Genomic DNA, 17,891 nt, shown 5'->3' with positions numbered 1-17,891 from the left:
GGCTGGGGCAATGATGGAAATGGATAGTCTCGACAAGGCGCGCAGCCGCCTGGAATGGTATGCTATACGGCTGAACGACAGCATCAGCCGTCGGTTTCCATTGCGCCCATTCTGCCTGCCGAAGAATGAACGGATCATCACTTTCACATTTGACGATGTGCCTGATACGGCCGAAAGCGCCGGGGCTGCCATTCTCGACAAGCATGGGGTTCATGGCACTTTCTATATTGCAGGCAACCTGGTTGGTACGAAAGAAGCCAAAAGGAACCTGATCACACAGGAAGGCTGCCGGAAACTGGTCGAGCGCGGACATGAATTGGGTTGCCATACCTATGATCATCTCAAGGTTCCCTATGTTGGGGCGCAGAACATAGTGGCCGATTTAGATCGCAACACCGCCTATCTCGATGTGTTCGAGCCTGATCGTGTTGAGGCGCGCAATTTCGCTTATCCCTACTGCGCATCTTCCATGATGTCGCGGCGGCTCTTTGCTGATCGTTTCTCTACATGCCGCGGAGGTGGCAACCGCATCAATCGCGGCATGATCGACCTTGCCTTTCTGCAGGCGGTGGAGATCAGGCAGCCTGACGATGACGCCGCGCGCCAGACTCGCTGGATTGATGATCTGAATGCAAATCCCGGCTGGCTTGTCTTCTATACGCATGATGTCAGCGATACACCGACCGAGTTCGGGTGCAAGCCTGAAACCTTTGAGCGCCTCGTATCTCATGCGGTCAAAAGCGGGGCGGCTGTTCTTTCTGTCCGCGAAGCATTGGCGCGCCTTGGCGCTCAACGAGGTGCTGCTTGACGCATTTAAATGATAAAGAACATCGCCTGTTGGCGATCAACAATTACTTTTATCGGCGCGGTGGCGCCGAAACTGTTTTTCTCGACCACATCAAACTATTTTCTGAAATCGGCTGGCAAACGGCACCTTTTGCCATGCAGCATCCGGATAATTTCCCATCCGACTGGTCTTCCTATTTCGTCTCGGAAATTGAGTATGGCCGGGAAAGCAGCCCACTCACAAAAGTCGTGCAAGCGGGCAAGATCATCTATTCATGGGAAGCGCGCGACCGGATCAAGGCGTTGATCGAACGTTTTCGTCCGAATGTCGCGCATGCACATAATATCTATCATCATTTGTCACCGTCGATTTTCCCGGTTCTGAAGGACGCGGGTATCCCGACGGTCATGACAGCCCACGACCTGAAGCTGGCCTGCCCGGCCTATAAGATGCTGTCACACAACCAGATTTGCGAGCGTTGCAAGGGCGGGCGCATTTATAATGTAGCGCTTCATAAATGCATCAAGGATTCCACGGCGCTGAGCGGGCTGGTTTTCGTTGAGACAGCCATTCATCGCATGCTTGGTCTTTACCGCAATACGCTTGACCGTATCGTTGTGCCGAGCCGCTTCTATATTGCCAAGCTTGCCGAATGGGGCTGGCCCGAAGAAAAGCTGGTCTATATTCCCAACTTCGCCCATACGGACGATCTGAAACCTTACGCAGATGAGGGCGACTACTTCGCCTATGTTGGAAGACTGGCACCGGAAAAGGGGATCGGTACCCTCATTCGTGCAGCGGCGATTGCGAGGCAGAAACTTGTTATTGCAGGCACCGGGCCTGAAGAACAATCACTGAAAGCGATTGCCACTGAGGCGGGCGGCGATGTCACATTCGCAGGCTATGTCTCGGGTGAACGACTGCATAGGCTGATCGGAGAAGCAAAGGCGCTCGTTCTTCCGTCTGAATGGTATGAAAATGCCCCGATCAGTATTCTGGAAGCCTATGCGCTTGGGGTGCCGGTGATTGGCGCAGACATTGGTGGAATTCCCGAAATGATCATCGAAGGTGAGACCGGAATGGTTTCCCGTGCAGGCGATATCGATGATCTCGCCCGTGTTCTTGGCGAGTTTGCGAGATTATCTCCGCAGGCGCGTCGCAAGATGGGGAATGTAGGCCGGGTTTGGGCCGGCAACGAATTCTCGCCACAGGCATACAGAAACCGCACGCTGGAACTTTATGCCGAGTTAGGGGCGCTTTGATGGTCCGAAACGACAGACGACCTCGCGTCATGATGCTGGGTCTACGCGGTGTTCCAAACGTACAAGGCGGAGTGGAAAAACATGTCGAGGAGCTCGCCCGGCTCTATGTGACAAAGGGCTGGGATGTCGAGGTCATCGGACGTCGCCCATATCTTGAAAAGAAACAGCCTTATGTATGGGAGGGTGTGCGGGTAACGCCGATCTGGGCGCCGACTTCCATGAAATTCGAGGCGATTGTCCATACGGTTCTGGGCGTGCTGCGGGCAGGGTTCAAACGTCCGGATGTTCTGCACATTCACGCAATCGGTCCGGCTCTGGCTGTTCCGCTGGCGCGTCTGCTGGGGTTACGCACGGTCGTGACGCACCACGGATTTGACTATAATCGTCAGAAGTGGGGGCGTCTTGCGCGCACGATGCTGAAGCTTGGCGAATGGTGCGGGATGCGTTTTGCAAATGCACGTATCGCTGTGTCCAACGACATCGCGCAAACCATGCAACAGCATTTCCATGTGCCGATCACATTTATCCCGAACGGCGTCACGCTGCGTCCTGCCTGCCGAGACAAGACGTGGTTGGAGAAGCACGGCCTGTTACCGGAGCGGTATATCGCTCTTGTGGCACGGATTGTTCCAGAGAAACGTCAACTCGATCTCATCGAGGCGTTTGCAAAACTTTCCGATCCTTCTTTGAAACTGGCTCTGATCGGTTCGGCGGAATATACCGCTGAATATGCCGGAGCCGTCCGCGCAAGGGCTGATGCTGTGCCAGGTGTCGTGCTGACGGGCGCACTTCAGGGAGAAGAGCTGTCAGCCTTGTTCAGTCAGGCGGCATTGTTCGTTCTGCCATCCAGCCACGAGGGCATGCCGATCGCTCTGCTGGAGGCGATGGGGTATGGCTTGAACGTACTCGCAAGCGATATTACTGCCAATGTCGAAGTGGGGCTTTCAGAGGAGAGTTACTTTCCGCTTGGCAATGTCGATGCATTGAAGGATGCGCTGCGACGGAAGATCGATAGCCCGTTGACCAGCAAGCAGTCGCAAGAAATGATCGACTGGATCGCGCGGGATTACAGCTGGAGCGGGATCGCTGACCGCACGCTGGAAGTTTACAAGTCTACTTTGAAATAGAACGCACCCCGAAAGTTGTGGGGTGGTTTTCGGGACAAGGCGTGTGCGGACTAAAATAAAGGCCCCGGAAGCTTTCGCTCCGGGGCCCAATAATCTCATTCTCGTATTCGTCTTAACGAGCCCGACGGCGTTCCGCAGTCGGCTGGAAAGCCAGACGCGAATGATAGCTGCAATATGGGCTCGATTCACCGGATTCATGGCCGCAGAAATGAAAGTCTTCGTTCAGCGGGTCGCCAATCGGCCACTTGCAGGTACGTTCGCTCAGCTGCAGCAGTGAGAGACGGCGCGAAATAGGCACCACCACATCTGAAGCCGGCTTGACCACTCTTTCCGCAACGACGTCTACGGCGTAGTCCATCTGAAGTGCAGTAGCGCCAACCGTCTTGGTGACCGTAGCCGTGCGCATCGTCGTCGTATGCACGCCGGTTGAATGTTGTGCTGCAGGACGTGGCGCTGCGGCAACCGTGTTGACCTTCTTGCTGCGTGGAGCAGCGGTCGTGGTTTTGCCACGGCCTGAAAGCTTCAAACGGTGCACTTTGCCGATCACTGCATTACGGCTCACGCCGCCAAGCTGTGCTGCGATCTGGCTTGCGCTCAAGCCTTCGCTCCACAGTTTCTTCAGTAGTTCGACGCGTTCGTCTGTCCAGTTCATCGCCCTGGGCTCCAATCATTTTCGTTATCCGGAATCCGCCAGTGTTCTCGGATTGCTCCAAGCGCAAACACCATATCTATCCGGGTGACTAGGTCCGCCGCACGAAATGTAGCTTTAATCTCTAAAAAGAAACTACAATATCCAACGACTCCATGACAAGGGATAGCCCTGTCAGGCAGATTCCATTTTTATGGTTTTCCCCAACTTGGGTGCCAAAGACGGTTTTTCTTTGATCCAGCGCCGAATTTTTGCACGCAATTGGTCCTGAACTGAAAACCCGGATTGTTTCAGGATGGAACATCGCGAACTTGCGAAGCGGATATGCCGTCTGGCAGCCTCAGCCGAGGAGAGGCCTTTCTCTATAGAGTGTGGACGCTCGCGTAAAGTCACCTTCGACCGGCGAATGTTACAAGAACGAGAAAATGCATGAACTCATGCCGAAAGATGACCTGCAAACCTTGCTTGCTTTGATTGACATTTTTTTTGTGAACGCCAATATACGCGCGAGATAAATATGCCGCCCTGAGGGCGGTTTTTTATTTCTGCCGGAAGCTCAGGCGAGGAGCATGAGCTATCTGGGCCATTCCCTCATGTCTCATTATATTTTCGCGGCAGCTGGGATGGAATATTGGGCGCTTTTCGAAAGGTGGGAACCGTTTCGAGTGCCTGAGGACTATTTATGGGAAACACAGCTTTGCCGGTGCGACCGTGCAAGCTGCAAAAAAGGCTTTGGAGGCCTGACGCTATGACCGACGCTACGACCGTGCAACCGCTTTACGACACCTATAATCGTGCGGCGCTGCGCTTCGAGCGAGGTGAGGGCATCTGGCTGATTACCGAAAACGGCGAACGTTACCTCGACTTTGCTGCCGGCATTGCTGTGAACTCGCTTGGCCATTCGCATCCACATCTGGTGGAAACGCTGAAGACCCAGGCGGAAAAGCTGTGGCATCTGTCGAATGTCTACGAAATTCCGGCGCAGGAGAAGCTAGGACGGCGTCTTGTCGAGAGCACTTTCGCCGACAAGGTCTTCTTCACCAACTCCGGCGCTGAAGCCCTTGAATGCGCGATCAAGACCGCGCGCCGTTATCAATATGTAAGCGGTCACCCGGAACGCTACCGCATTGTGACCTTTGAAGGCGCCTTCCATGGCCGCACACTGGCCACGATTGCCGCTGGCGGTCAGGCCAAGTATCTCGAAGGCTTTGGCCCGAAGGTCGACGGTTTTGATCAGGTTCCGTTCGGTGATGAAGCGGCATTGCGTGCCGCTATTACTGATGAGACCGCAGGGATCCTGCTTGAACCCGTGCAGGGCGAAGGCGGTTTGCGCGGTTTCCCTGAAGAGTTCATGCGCATGCTGCGCCAGATCTGTGATGAAAAGGGTCTTCTGCTGATCCTCGACGAAGTGCAGACCGGCGTTGGCCGCACGGGCAAGCTGTTTGCGCATGAATGGGCTGGTATCAAGCCGGACATCATGGCTGTGGCCAAGGGCATCGGCGGCGGTTTCCCGATGGGTGCTTGTCTCGCGACCGCAGAAGCGGCCAAGGGCATGACGGCTGGTGTTCACGGCACGACCTATGGCGGCAACCCGCTGGCCATGGCCGTCGGTAATGCCGTGCTCGATGTTGTTCTGGCTGACGGTTTCCTCGAAAATGTTCAGGCAACCGCTCTGGTCATGAAGCAAGGGCTTGCTTCCATCGTTGACCGCTACCCGAGTGTTGTCTCCGAAATCCGTGGTCGCGGCCTGCTGATCGGCATCAAATGTGTGTTGCCGAATACCAGTCTCATTCAAGCCCTTCGTGACGAGCATTTCCTGAGCGTCGGCGCTGGCGACAATGTCGTTCGTCTGTTGCCACCGCTGGTTACGACGCCGGAAGAAGCACGTGAAGCGCTGAAGCGCATTGAAACGGCGGTCGAACGGCTCGCAACTGTAAATCCGATCAGCAAGACGGCGTGATATCATGGCTAACGATAACGGGATCAAACACTTTATCGACCTCTCTGCTGTTCCGGCATCGGAACTTCGCGCTATCATGGAAGACGCCAAGGCGCGCAAGGCGCGCCTGAAGGCGGGAGAAATCGAACGACCGTTCGCCGGCAAGGTGCTTGCGATGATCTTCGAAAAGCCTTCCACGCGCACGCGTGTGTCGTTCGATGTCGGTATGCGCCAGCTTGGCGGCGAGACGATCATGCTGACCGGTTCGGAAATGCAGCTCGGGCGCAGTGAAACCATCGCCGATACGGCGAAAGTTCTGTCGCGCTATGTTGATGCGATCATGATCCGCACCACATCGCATGAACGCATGCTGGAACTTGCCGAATATGCAACTGTTCCGGTTATCAATGCACTGACGGACGATACACACCCTTGTCAAATCATGGCTGACGTTCTTACATATGAGGAACATCGCGGCCCGATCAAAGGCAAGACTTTTGCCTGGATGGGGGACGGTAACAACGTCCTCCACTCGCTGGTTGAAGCTGCGGCGCGTTTTGATTTCAACGTCAATATCGCAACGCCGGAAGGCAGTGAACCCAAGTCGCAATATGTCGATTGGGCGAAAGCGAATGGCGCGAGCATCATGTCTACCATCGATCCGGAAAGAGCGGCGAACGGCGCAGATTGCATCGTGACCGATACGTGGGTTTCGATGGGGCAGGAAGATCATGCCCGCGGCCACAACGTTTTCATGCCCTATCAGGTCAATGCGCGACTGATGGCAAAAGCTGATCCGAAGGCGCTTTTCATGCACTGCCTGCCTGCACATCGCGGCGAGGAAGTGACGGATGAAGTGATCGATGGACCACAATCGGTCGTATTCGATGAAGCGGAAAACAGGCTCCATGCCCAGAAAGCCATTCTGGCCTGGTGTCTGCAAAGCCGCGATCTGGGAGCATAATTTGGCTGACAAGACCAGCAATGAGCATACCGAAGTCGAGAACATCCAGGTCAATCTGGGCGATTTCGACTTCGCAGGCGATGACGCCGTTGTGCCCTTTCAGGTGGAAGGACTCGACGTGCGTGGTCGCGCGGTTCAGCTTGGCGCGAGTATCGACGGCATTCTGAAACGCCATAACTATCCGGAAGAAGTGGCCCGCCTGCTGGCGGAAGCAACGGTGCTGACCGTATTGCTTGGCACTTCGCTCAAATTTGAAGGCAAGTTTATCTTCCAGACGCAGTCCGACGGTCCCGTCGACATGCTGGTGGTCGATTTCCGCACGCCGCGTTCGGTACGCGCCTATGCACGTTTCGACGAAGAGCGCTTGAAGGAGGCGGTTGCCGCCCACAAGACGAAGCCCGAGGAACTGCTTGGACGAGGCACACTCGCCTTCACCGTGGATCAGGGCGCTTATACTCAGCGCTATCAGGGCATTGTTGCGCTTGATGGTTCGACGCTGGAAGAAATCGCCACGACCTATTTCCGTCAGTCGGAACAGATTCCGACTGATCTGAAACTGAGCGTTGCCAAGCTTGTCGAACGCGGTGCCGATGGTAAGCCAGTGGAACAGTGGCGTGCTGGCGGGCTGATCATTCAGTTCCTGCCGGAATCCGAACTGCGCGCACGCATCCCCGACCTGCCAGGCGGTGATGAGGATGAAGCCGAAGTCGCCTTTCATCCCGAAGACGACGCATGGGACGAAGCCCGTTCGCTGGTTGGAACGATCGAAAGTTCCGAACTGACGGACCCGCAGGTCGGCTCCGAGCGGCTGCTTTATCGTCTGTTTCATGAACGTGGCGTGCGCGTGTTCGACTCTGTGCCTGTGCTGGACGAGTGTTCGTGCTCGCGGGACAAAATTTCCGGTGTGCTGTCAGGTTTTACAGCCGAGGAAATTGCGGAGAGTGCGGACAACGGCAAGATTTCCGTGACCTGTGAGTTCTGCTCGAAACGCTATGAGTTCGATCCGGCGGAATTCGCGCCAAAGTCCTAGGCTTTATTACAGCTGAGAAAATGGCTTGTTACCACTGGTAGCGAGCCATTTTTTATGACCAACCTAATTTAAAGTTCGCCTTTGTTCCGGAATATCGAGCGAGAACGCGGGTATATCCACTTCGAACAAGCTGCCGCCGTTACCCTGCATCTGATAGCGTCCGACCATGACTCCCGACGTGGTGGTCAACGGGCAGCCCGATGAGTATTGAAAAGAGTCGCCTGGTTCGAGCGTTGGTTGTTCGCCGACCACGCCCGGCCCGCGCACTTCCTCGACATACCCGTTCGCATCGGTAATCTGCCAGTAACGCGAACGAAGCTGTACGGTTTCCGTGGAGTTGTTAGCAATCGTTATACGATAGCCCCAGACATAACGGTTTTCTTCGGGTTCGGATTGATCTTCCAGATAAAAAGGTTCGACCGAAACTTCGATCCCCCGCGTTACCGCTCTGTACATGCGCACCCGCCCTACATTCACATCGGCCTTGGCACCCTTGGGATCAGTTGAGACCGGATCGCAATGATGCTTTGCATTGAACGGTTTGCCGATTCTGTTCATGGGCACCGTTGTTCGCCCCACCTATCGCTAAAGTTGCGGGGGAGGTCAACAATTCGGCACGTCAAATGAACGGCATTTGCCGAAATGTTCCGACAAATGCTCAGTTTTAGCCTTTGTTTGCAGCCTAAATGCCACAATATAGCTCTGTGTTTGCTTAGCGCGCGGCCTTCAGCGCTTCTTCTACATCCTCCACGAGATCATCCGTATCTTCGAGGCCAACCGAGATACGCAGGAGGCCGTCCGAGATACCGAGTTCAGCTTTTGCCTCGTCGCTAAGATTCTTGTGCGTGGTTGTCGCCGGATGTGTAATCAGGCTTTTTGCGTCACCCAGATTGTTGGAGATGCTGAAGACCTGCAACGCGTTCTGGAACTTGAAGGCTGCTTCCTTGCCACCGTCAAGTTCCAAAGCAATGAGGGTCGAGCCGCCGGTCATCTGCTTGGCGATGATGTCGGCCTGCGGATGGTCTGCCCGTCCCGGATAGATCACGCGCTTCACGCCCGGCTTGTTTGCGAGGAAGTCGGCAACCGCAGTCGCCGATAGCGTCTGCTGGCGCACGCGAACGGCCAGTGTTTCAAGACCCTTCAGCATGATCCACGCGTTGAATGGGCTGAGCCCCGGACCGGTGTGACGGAAATAATCCTGCAGGGTGTTTTCAATCCATTCGCGGTCGGAGAGGACTACACCACCAAGGCAGCGTCCCTGACCGTCGATATGCTTGGTCGCAGAGTAAACGACGATATGCGCGCCCAACTCCAGAGGCTTCTGGAAAAGTGGTGTGGCAAAAACGTTGTCGACGATCAGTTTGGCGCCCGCTTCATTGGCGACCTGTGCAACGGCAGCAATGTCGATGATTTCGAGCGTCGGATTGGACGGACTTTCAAGGAACATGACCTTGGTGTTCGGGCGAACAGCCGCTTTCCAGTTTTCAATATCGGAGCCGTCGATAATCGAGATTTCGACGCCATATTTCGGCAAGATAGTCTCTACGATGTAGCGACAGGAACCGAAAACGGCGCGGGCAGAAATCACATGATCGCCCGCCTGCACCTGACACAGGATCGCAGCTGCGACCGCTGCCATGCCGGATGCGGTTGCACGGGCTTCTTCGGCGCCTTCCAGCGCGCACATGCGTTTTTCGAACATGTCGGTGGTCGGGTTGGCATAACGCGAATAGATGAAACCCGGATCCTCGCCCTTGAAGCGCGCTTCGGCGGCTTCGGCATTCGGATAGAGGAAGCCCTGTGTCAGGAACATTGCTTCCGACATTTCGGCAAATCCGGAACGCAACGATCCGGCATGCACGAGCTCAGTTGCAGGGCGAAACTTGCGGGTATTCTCAGTCGTCATTTTTCCAACCTGTCGAAAGCTGGTCGGCCGGGGCAGGATAGTCGAGCCTCGGCGGCCAATAAAAAACCGGCCTTCCGAACACGCAAAAGGCCGGTAACGAACCGCGGCCTTTTTTAGCGAATTCTTTAACGTGGCTGCAAGCCGGCCGGCCAAATCACCACGGAACACATTTCCATTATGCCTGTTGAGTAGAGCCGTCAATGCCGAAACCGCCCCATTTCGGGAAAAGCGCATCCCGCATGCCGTGATAATGCTTGGATTCCTGCGGAAAACCCGGTTTCTAGCTGCTGGAAGGGTTGGCATTGACGCCGCGAGCGGTCAATGGTCTTTGTCAAGCAATGCTTAGAGCATGTCTCCCGAAAGTGGGAACCGGTTTCGGGATAAAGATATGCGTGAAAACAAGAGATTAAAGCATGTCGCTTGAACACGATAAAGCACGACATGCTTTAGGCTACGGAGTATCGGGGTAATGATGCAGAAAGATGCTGGAATTCTGGCGGATGCGGATATTTCCGCGCTGTTTGAAAGCGGTTTGCTGGCGTCTCCACGCCCTCTTGATCCCGATCAGATACAGCCTGCAAGCCTCGATCTGAGGCTTGGCGCAAAGGCCTATCGTGTCCGCGCCTCCTTCATGCCGGGGCCAGGCACACCGGTCCTGGAAAAGCTGGAACGACTGAAACTGCACGAGATCGACCTGACCGCAGGGGCAGTTCTTGAGACCGGCTGCGTTTATATCGTTCCGCTCCTCGAAGGGTTGGCGCTGTCGCCGGATCTGTCGGCATCGGCAAACCCGAAAAGTTCAACGGGACGCCTCGATATCTTCACCCGCGTTATCGCGGACGGAGCGCAGGAATTCGACAAGGTGCCTGCGGGATATAATGGCCCGCTTTATCTGGAAGTCAGCCCGCGCACATTCCCGATCGTCGTGCGCACGGGATCGCGCTTGTCGCAGATACGCTTCCGCAAGGGGCGGGCCCAGCTTGATGAAGCTGAACTCGCTGCTCTGCATAATGCCGAAACACTGGTTGCTGCGGAAATGCCGAATATTTCCGGCGGCGGCATCGCCCTTTCGGTCGATCTTTCGGGCGGTCCTGACCGGCTGATCGGCTATCGCGGCAAGCACCATACTGCTGTGGTCGATGTGGACAAGCGTGCGGCGCACGACGTTCTCGACTTTTGGGAACCGATCTATGATCGCGGCGCGCGCGAACTCGTACTTGATCCGGATGAATTCTATATTCTCGTCTCACGCGAGGCCGTGCATGTTCCCCCGCTTTATGCGGCGGAAATGACGCCGTTTGATCCGCTGGTTGGCGAATTCCGAGTTCACTATGCAGGCTTCTTCGATCCGGGTTTCGGGCATAGCGCTGCGGGTGGAACCGGCAGCCGCGCCGTTCTGGAAGTTCGCAGCCATGAGGTTCCGTTCATTCTGGAGCACGGGCAGATCGTCGGGCGTCTGGTTTACGAACACATGCTGCACCGCCCATCTGCGCTTTACGGTGTCGACCTCGGCTCCAACTATCAGGCGCAGCAGTTGAAGCTTTCCAAGCATTTTCGTTGACTGTATTAGCCTCCTCCGAGCAGATATAGTTCTGGGTGGAGGAGACCGACCTAAGTGACAACTGGAATCGAACGGGATCAGGACGGGAAGCTTCAAGCGACAACGGATGCCCCGCAGCGCAGGCTATCGGTCGGCATTGTTGCGCTGCCGGGCTTTACGCTGAGTGCGCTCAGCCTTTTCCTCGATCCTTTTCGTCTTGCTGCCGATGATCGCGACAAGAGCCGTCAGATACGCTGCGCATGGAAAATCTGCACGCTATCAGGAGACCCCGTAACCTCCAGCTCCGGCATGGTGATCGAGCCGACGGCCCCCATGGGAGAACTCGACGATTGTGATTATGTTGCCGTTGTCGGCGGGCTGCTTGCACAGTATCGGCCAAGGCAGCAGGCACTGATCGATATCATCAAGCGTGCGGACCGGCGCGGCAAGACCGTAGTCGGTCTTTGTACTGCCGCCTTTCTGCTGGCGGAGGCCGATCTTCTGCCGGACCGCAATTGCTGCGTCAGCTGGTTCCATCGCGACGATTTTCTGGAGCTTTTCGACGGTTATACAGCCGATACGACCAGCCTGTTTCACCGCAGCGGAAGACATTTCACCTGTGCTGGTGGGCTTGGTACGGCGTCGCTGGCACTTTCAATCATACAGAACGAAATTTCCGAGGAACTGGCGCGCAAGAGCGCATCCATCCTCATGATCCCTTATGAGCTTGTACGTTCTGAACAACCCGCTCTGAGTTTCAACGGTGTACGCTCGCCGATGATCCGCAAGGCGATCCGTATTTTTGAGGAAACGCTGGAAGACCCGGTGCCGATGATCGATGTCGCGCGGCGATTGGGAATTTCTGTCCGCCAGATGGAGCGTGGTTTCAAACTTGCCCTTGAGCGAACGGCATTCGAGGTTCGCGAAGAACTTCGGGTTAAAAAGGCCAAAGAACTTTTATCCGAAACAGGTCTGTCCCTGCTGGAAGTGGCTGTTGCAAGCGGTTTCACCGATACGCGCAGCATGAACCGTTCATTTTCGCGGCAAAAGCAGAAAGCTCCGCGAGATTACCGCAAACAGCGATAAACGCGTGTGGAACTTGCGAAGGTTGCACGGACAGCCTATTTCTTGCGCGATGAATCTGTCGCTTTGACCAATAACCACTCAGGAGATTTGCATGTCGGATGGTGTGAACCGTTTTCTTGGCGATACCCCCGCCCGCGTCCTGATCAAGCTGGTGCTGATCTCGCTGGTCGTCGGCGTGGTCATGAGCGCGTTTCACTGGACGCCCTATGATATTTTCTACGGCATTCGCGATTTCTTCCTGCGCCTGTGGAATATGGGCTTTTCGGCAATCTCAGGTTTTGTCGATTATCTGATCCTTGGGGCGGCTGTCGTCATTCCTGCCTTTATTTTGCTCCGTATCCTCAGCTACCGGAAATGAACTCAATTCGGTAATTGGATAGCTCAGACAGGCAATGCAGCAAAAACAAGGATTAACACTCAACCGGCGCGGTTTTCTGGTCCTCGCAGGTGGGGCGCTGGCGGTGTCGGCCGCGCCATTGAACATGGCGCTGGCTGCCGGAGACAATGATCCCACCCCGATTTTCAACGCTATTCGCAAGGCAAATGGCCTGCCTTTGATGGCGACCGATTCCAAGCTCGAGCAAGCCGCGCTTTATCAAGCAAGGCGTATGGCGAGTTACGGAAAGATCGGTCACAGCGTCGGTTGGGGCAATGGCTTCGTCGCGCGACTGCGCCAGGCGGGTATCCGCGGACCAGCCGCCGAAAACGTGGCCTCGGGACAGCGTGATACCCAAGCCGTCTTCGACGCATGGATGAAATCGCCGGGCCATCGCAAGAACATGCTCGATCCGACATTCGAGCATTATGGCCTTGCCTGGGCTACGCCTGAAAACAAACCCACTTACATATATTGGGCCATGATGTTGGGTCTCTAACATCGCGTTTCTCCTGACAGTTCGCTGTCAGGAACTGCGACAATGCGGTGGCCGAATTATCTGTAGTTTCGATTGATTCCAGAGTAGATGATCTTCATCAGAGGGAATGCATTCGGGACAAACATAATGGATCAGTCGCTGCAACGTGTTGGTGGCGTAACAAGGCCGTTCGACGTAACGCACCGGATGGTGATGCTGATCGCCATTCCCATGACGCTTGCTGCAATCACGACGCCGCTTCTCGGACTTGTGGACATGGGCGTTGTCGGCCAGATGGGACAGGCCGAGCTGATCGGCGGTCTGGCGATCGGCGCGCTGGTATTTGACTTCCTGCTATCGATGTTCAACTTCCTCCGCTCCGGCACGACTGGACTTGTGGCGCAGGCCGTGGGTGCGGAAGACGCAGTGGAAGAACAGGCGATCTTCTGGCGCGCAATCATTATCGCGGTGGTAGCCGGCAGTCTGATGATCCTGTGCCTGCCGATCATCATCGCTGTCTCGTCCACTTTCATGCATCCAACTTCCGCCACGCAGGAAGCCATGGCGACCTATGTGTCGATCCGCATGTTGTCGGCACCGGTTGCGCTGATCAATTATTCGATCCTCGGGCTGGTTCTTGGCCGCGGACAGGGCCTTGTCGGTCTCGGTCTTCAAGTGCTGCTCAACGGCATCAATATAGTGCTCTGCATCATCCTCGGTCTTGAAATGGGCTGGGGCGTCACGGGGGTTGCCTGGGCGACAGTGACTGGTGAAACGGTTGCCGCTCTCGTCGGCATGTTCATCGTGCTGAGGCATTTCCGCAAGGATGCGTCCCTGCGTCCGAACCGGGCACGCATCTTTCAGAAGCAAGGAATTTTGCGCATGTTCGCGGTCAATCGCGACATCATGATCCGTTCGTTCCTGCTTCTGACTGCCTTCGCGTTCTTTACGCGGGCGGGATCCGACCTTGGAACGGTCACGCTTGCGGCCAATGCCGTCTTGTTGAACTTCTTTCTCGTTGCCGGTTTCTTTCTGGACGGCATGGCGGCGGCTGCCGAACAGATTGTCGGCCGGTCGATCGGAGCGCGTTACAGCCCGGCCTTTGTGCGGGGTGCCAAGCTCACTTTCGTGTGGGGGCTGGTCATGGCGAGCATCATCGCCTTTTTCCTGCTGGTGTTCGGCGATGCCATCATTGGGCTTCTGTCCAAGGCTGAAGACGTTCATGCCGAGGCTCTGAAATATCTGCCATGGGCGGCGCTGACAGGCATTACGGGGCTGCTGGCCTTCCATATGGACGGGGTCTATATCGGCGCCACATGGTCGCGCGACATGCGCAACATGATGTTTCTGTCGCTCGCACTCTTTATGGTTGTTCTTTATGCGGCAAAGCCCGTGATGGGCAATCACGGGCTTTGGCTGGCTCTCAATCTGTTTCTGTCTATCCGCGGCGTTACGCTTCTGGCGATTCTTCCGCGACGCTATCGTACAGAATTCATCGCTTAATCATGCAGACAGTTCGCGCCGGGCCCAGTCTTTGGTGTCCCGGTCGCGCAGTGCGGTGATGTTGGTAACGCCCTCACGTTTTACAGCGGCGGACAGGCCGCGCACGATTTCAGCAGGCAGGTTCGGGCCGCGATAGATCAGGCCCGTATAAAGCTGGACGAGATCGGCGCCTGCCTTGATCTTCGTCAGCGCTGTCTCGGCGCTATCCACGCCGCCGACACCGATCAGCGGCATGTCAGGACCGACGCGCTCGCGCATCCGGGCAAGGACGATGGTGGAACGGTCGAAAAGTGGGGCACCGGAAAGCCCACCTGTTTCATCACGATTTTCTGCGCTTTTCAGTCCGGCGCGTGAAAGTGTCGTATTGGATATGATGATGCCGTCCAGCTTCTGTTCGGTTGCCTCGGCGGCTATATCGTCCAGTTCTTCATTGGCCAGATCGGGCGCGATCTTGAGGAAAACCGGACGCTTCAGCGTGCACATCTTGCCTTCTTCGTTTCGGGCTTCCAGTACCCGGCTCAACAATTCACGCAGGCTGTCGCGAGCCTGAAGATTGCGCAGACCCGGAGTGTTGGGCGAAGAGATGTTGACCGTGAAATAACGTGCCAGCTGATAGAAGCGGCGAATACCGGCAACATAATCGGCGATGCGGTCTTCGGCATCCTTGTTGGCGCCGATATTGACGCCCACGATACCGCTCTTGCCTGCACGTTGCGTCAGGCGCTTAAACGCCGCATCATGGCCTTCATTGTTGAAGCCAAGACGATTGATAACCGCTCTATCTTCAACGAGGCGGAAAATGCGCGGGCGTGGATTGCCGCTTTGAGGGCGCGGTGTGATGGTGCCGATTTCGGTGAAGCCGAAGCCCAGTTTCAGCAGTGCATCCGGGACTTCGGCGTTCTTGTCATAACCTGCCGCCATGCCGAGCGGATTTGGAAACTGCAGGCCGGCAACCTTGACGGAAAGAGCCGGATCGTTTGGCGCGCCGCAGGTGACAAGACCTGTCTTCAGGCCAGCGATGGAAAGGCCATGTGCCTGTTCCGCATCAAAGGCAAAGAGGGCGCGTCGCCCGAGAGTTTCAAAAAGCCCGCTCATTAATCTTCCAGCTCCGGAAAAATGTGAAGACCATCATCGCCCAGTGGCAAGGGTTCAACCTTCAAAACAGCTGCAAGCGGCAGCTCGCCGTAAAGATGAGGAAACAGGGCTCCGCCGCGTGAAACTTCAAATTTCAATGCTGCTCCAAGCGCGGAAGCGTTCACACTGATCAGAAGCAAATCCTGTTGGCCCGCAAAATGCTTGGCTGCCGTTTCCCGCACCTGTGTTGCAGTAGAGAAATGGATATAGCCGTCGGCAATATCAACCGGAGCCCCGGTAAAACTACCAGCCTGTTCTGCTTGTGCCCAAAGGTCGCGCGGAGCGATCTTATAGATGATCTCATTGGTCATGGCTGCTCTCTAGACTGAAATTCTTCGGAAATCAAAGTCCCGCATGTTCGATTTTCGTCGTAAACGTCCCATATGATGGGGACATCTCAAAGAGAAGCTGAAGGGAATTGCATTATGTTGAACAGAAAGACACTGATGGTTCGCAATCTGGCTGCTGTTGCTCTTCTCGGTTCAGCGCTTGCTCCAAGTGTTGCATTTGCGCAGGAAAACGGGCGTTATCGGCTGGAAGGCACGGAAACCGGTTATGTCCGCCTGGATACACGAACCGGGGCGCTCTCGACCTGCACGGAGCAGCAGGGACAGCTCGTCTGCAAGATGGCGACCGAAGATCGCGAAGCTTATGAGAACGACATTGCCGACTTGCAGGATCGTCTAGAGAAACTTGAAGACAAGGTTTCCGCTCTTGAGGGGAAGGGCGGAAGTGCCGCTTCTGGCTTGCCGACCGAGCAGGAATTCGAGCAGTCCATGAGCTATATGGAACGCTTCATGCGTCGCTTCATGGATATTGCGAAAAGTTTCGACAGCGAGCCGGAAAGCCCGAACAAAGAAACTGCGCCGGGCGGTCGGACCTGACGATAAAGAAAAAAGGCGCCATGTGGCGCCTTTTCATTAGAGCATTTCCAGCAATAGTACGAAGCGGTTTTGCGTAGGATAATGCGTAAAAACAAATAGATAGAGCGGAAGCGCGAACGAATGTGAATGTTTTCCGCTCTATTGAGCGAAACGCTTTGTCGCTTCGATCAGTTCATGAGTGATACCGGGCTCGGTGACGGCGTGCCCTGCATCCTCGACGGTTCTGAGATCGGCTTCGGGCCACATCTTCTTCAACTGCCAGGCATTGATAAACGGCGTGCAGACATCATAGCGGCCATGCACGATCACACCAGGAATATGCCGGATGCGATCGACATTGCGCAGAAGCTGGTCATCGGAATCGAGGAAGCCGCGGTTCTGGAAATAGTGGCATTCGATACGCGCAAAAGCGATGGCGTATTGGTCTTCACCGAAGGCATCGACGCGGGCCGGGTCGGGCAGAAGTGAAATGACTGAGCCTTCCCAGCGCGCCCAACGTCGCGCTGCTTCAAGCTGCACCTGCGGGTCACGATCAGTCAGGCGCTTGTAATAAGCGGCGATCATATCGCCGCGCTCGGCTTCCGGGATATGCTCCTGATAAGCCTCGAAATGGTCCGGAAATAGAATGCTTGCGCCGTTGGAATACATCCAGTCGACTTCAAAACGACGGATCATGAAGATGCCGCGCAGAACAAGCTCGGCCACGCGATCCGGATGGGATTGCGCATAGGCAAGGCCAAGGGTCGATCCCCAGGAGCCGCCGAAGACCTGCCACTTCTCGATGCCGAGATGCGCGCGAATATGTTCCATATCCGCCACAAGGTCCCATGTCGTGTTTTCACGCAGTTCCGCATGCGGGGTCGAACGGCCGCATCCGCGCTGGTCGAACAGGATGATGCGATAGCGCTCCGGGCCGTGCAAACGGCGCATGGTCGGTGTGATGCCGCCGCCGGGGCCGCCATGGATCATGATGACCGGCTTGCCGTCCGGGTTGCCGCATTGCTCGACATGGATTCGATGCAGCGGAGAAACCTGAAGCATCTCTTCCTTGAACGGTTGGATTTCTGGATAAAGCGTATTGCGCGTCATGAAATGCCTTTTTGGTTCCCTTCCATTAGGCTGGTCGGGCCGCTCTTATGTTATTTTCGACACCAGCCTAACATACAATGCGGCCAGATGGCGGCAATGCGTATTGTGAAAACGGGTTAGCAACGTGAATTTTGGTT

18 protein-coding genes and 1 riboswitch are annotated in these 17,891 nt (G+C 55.7%); of the genes, 12 read left to right on the top strand and 6 right to left on the bottom strand.

Going from position 1 to position 17,891, the window contains the following annotated elements:
• Positions 1-10 precede the first annotated feature (10 nt).
• Genes FG152_RS08790 through FG152_RS08780 form a run of 3 tightly spaced genes read left to right on the top strand, consistent with a single transcriptional unit; the run spans position 11 to position 3,176 of the window.
• Positions 11-808, top strand: a complete 798-nt coding sequence (locus tag FG152_RS08790; RefSeq protein WP_010658211.1) for a polysaccharide deacetylase family protein — start codon at positions 11-13, stop codon at positions 806-808.
• On the top strand, positions 805-2,049 hold the full coding sequence (locus FG152_RS08785; protein WP_151691189.1) for a glycosyltransferase family 4 protein: 1,245 nt from the start codon (positions 805-807) through the stop codon (positions 2,047-2,049). Before FG152_RS08790 ends, FG152_RS08785 begins: the two co-directional genes overlap by 4 nt.
• Positions 2,049-3,176, top strand: a complete 1,128-nt coding sequence (locus FG152_RS08780) for a glycosyltransferase family 4 protein (protein ID WP_040129914.1) — start codon at positions 2,049-2,051, stop codon at positions 3,174-3,176. The genes FG152_RS08785 and FG152_RS08780 overlap by 1 nt, the downstream gene beginning before the upstream one ends.
• A gap of 112 nt (positions 3,177-3,288) precedes the next feature.
• Here FG152_RS08780 and FG152_RS08775 read toward each other — a convergent pair whose 3' ends face one another.
• Entirely contained in the window at positions 3,289-3,828 is a 540-nt protein-coding gene (locus FG152_RS08775; protein WP_010658214.1) for a GcrA family cell cycle regulator, read from the bottom strand.
• Positions 3,829-4,573: 745 nt separating this feature from the next.
• Here FG152_RS08775 and FG152_RS08770 point away from each other — a divergent pair.
• Genes FG152_RS08770 through FG152_RS08760 form a run of 3 tightly spaced genes read left to right on the top strand, consistent with a single transcriptional unit; the run spans position 4,574 to position 7,758 of the window.
• A complete protein-coding gene (locus FG152_RS08770) occupies positions 4,574-5,785 on the top strand; it encodes an aspartate aminotransferase family protein (RefSeq protein ID WP_433761588.1) in 1,212 nt (403 codons plus the stop codon).
• Positions 5,786-5,789: 4 nt separating this feature from the next.
• Positions 5,790-6,728, top strand: a complete 939-nt coding sequence (gene argF, locus FG152_RS08765; RefSeq protein WP_151662721.1) for an ornithine carbamoyltransferase — start codon at positions 5,790-5,792, stop codon at positions 6,726-6,728.
• Position 6,729: 1 nt separating this feature from the next.
• Positions 6,730-7,758: an Hsp33 family molecular chaperone gene (locus tag FG152_RS08760; protein ID WP_010658217.1), complete on the top strand. Its 1,029-nt coding sequence runs from the start codon at positions 6,730-6,732 to the stop codon at positions 7,756-7,758.
• A 63-nt stretch (positions 7,759-7,821) separates the two neighbouring features.
• Here FG152_RS08760 and apaG read toward each other — a convergent pair whose 3' ends face one another.
• Together apaG and FG152_RS08750 are read right to left on the bottom strand one after the other, a co-directional pair.
• Positions 7,822-8,214, bottom strand: a complete 393-nt coding sequence (gene apaG, locus FG152_RS08755) for a Co2+/Mg2+ efflux facilitator ApaG/CorD (RefSeq protein ID WP_010658218.1) — start codon at positions 8,212-8,214, stop codon at positions 7,822-7,824.
• Between the two features lie 256 nt (positions 8,215-8,470).
• On the bottom strand, positions 8,471-9,664 hold the full coding sequence (locus FG152_RS08750; RefSeq protein WP_433761591.1) for an O-succinylhomoserine sulfhydrylase: 1,194 nt from the start codon (positions 9,662-9,664) through the stop codon (positions 8,471-8,473).
• A gap of 91 nt (positions 9,665-9,755) precedes the next feature.
• Positions 9,756-9,835: riboswitch (SAM riboswitch) on the bottom strand.
• Between the two features lie 298 nt (positions 9,836-10,133).
• Between FG152_RS08750 and FG152_RS08745 the strand changes: the two genes are divergently transcribed.
• The 5 genes from FG152_RS08745 to FG152_RS08725 all read left to right on the top strand — a co-directional run bounded on the left by FG152_RS08745 (position 10,134) and on the right by FG152_RS08725 (position 14,647).
• Complete coding sequence (locus tag FG152_RS08745; protein ID WP_094514782.1) at positions 10,134-11,225, top strand: 2'-deoxycytidine 5'-triphosphate deaminase; 1,092 nt, start codon at positions 10,134-10,136, stop codon at positions 11,223-11,225.
• 54 nt (positions 11,226-11,279) lie between these two features.
• Positions 11,280-12,290 carry a GlxA family transcriptional regulator gene (locus FG152_RS08740; RefSeq protein ID WP_012090703.1) on the top strand — a complete coding sequence of 337 codons (1,011 nt, stop codon included), beginning with the start codon at positions 11,280-11,282 and terminating at the stop codon, positions 12,288-12,290.
• Positions 12,291-12,381: 91 nt separating this feature from the next.
• Positions 12,382-12,648, top strand: a complete 267-nt coding sequence (locus tag FG152_RS08735; RefSeq protein ID WP_010658222.1) for a DUF6460 domain-containing protein — start codon at positions 12,382-12,384, stop codon at positions 12,646-12,648.
• Positions 12,649-12,682: 34 nt separating this feature from the next.
• Complete coding sequence (locus FG152_RS08730) at positions 12,683-13,165, top strand: CAP domain-containing protein (RefSeq protein ID WP_151663133.1); 483 nt, start codon at positions 12,683-12,685, stop codon at positions 13,163-13,165.
• A 126-nt stretch (positions 13,166-13,291) separates the two neighbouring features.
• Positions 13,292-14,647 carry an MATE family efflux transporter gene (locus FG152_RS08725; protein WP_010658224.1) on the top strand — a complete coding sequence of 452 codons (1,356 nt, stop codon included), beginning with the start codon at positions 13,292-13,294 and terminating at the stop codon, positions 14,645-14,647.
• Here the strand turns inward: FG152_RS08725 and FG152_RS08720 are convergent, their stop codons facing one another.
• Together FG152_RS08720 and FG152_RS08715 are read right to left on the bottom strand one after the other, a co-directional pair.
• Positions 14,648-15,742, bottom strand: a complete 1,095-nt coding sequence (locus tag FG152_RS08720) for a quinone-dependent dihydroorotate dehydrogenase (RefSeq protein WP_433761595.1) — start codon at positions 15,740-15,742, stop codon at positions 14,648-14,650. It abuts the gene before it with no gap.
• Entirely contained in the window at positions 15,742-16,092 is a 351-nt protein-coding gene (locus FG152_RS08715; RefSeq protein ID WP_010658226.1) for a DUF952 domain-containing protein, read from the bottom strand. The genes FG152_RS08720 and FG152_RS08715 overlap by 1 nt, the downstream gene beginning before the upstream one ends.
• A gap of 114 nt (positions 16,093-16,206) precedes the next feature.
• Between FG152_RS08715 and FG152_RS08710 the strand changes: the two genes are divergently transcribed.
• The gene (locus tag FG152_RS08710) at positions 16,207-16,665 is read left to right on the top strand and encodes a hypothetical protein (protein WP_012090705.1); all 459 of its coding nucleotides are present in this window, start codon (positions 16,207-16,209) and stop codon (positions 16,663-16,665) included.
• Positions 16,666-16,803: 138 nt separating this feature from the next.
• Here the strand turns inward: FG152_RS08710 and pip are convergent, their stop codons facing one another.
• Positions 16,804-17,754 (bottom strand): prolyl aminopeptidase, encoded by a 951-nt coding sequence (gene pip, locus FG152_RS08705; protein ID WP_040129911.1) that lies wholly within the window; start codon positions 17,752-17,754, stop codon positions 16,804-16,806.
• Positions 17,755-17,891 lie beyond the last annotated feature (137 nt).

Origin of the sequence: Ochrobactrum sp. XJ1 (assembly GCF_024701725.1) — a bacterium.
Lineage (GTDB): Bacteria > Pseudomonadota > Alphaproteobacteria > Rhizobiales > Rhizobiaceae > Brucella > Brucella anthropi.
This window is presented reverse-complemented; position numbering and strand designations above follow the sequence as displayed.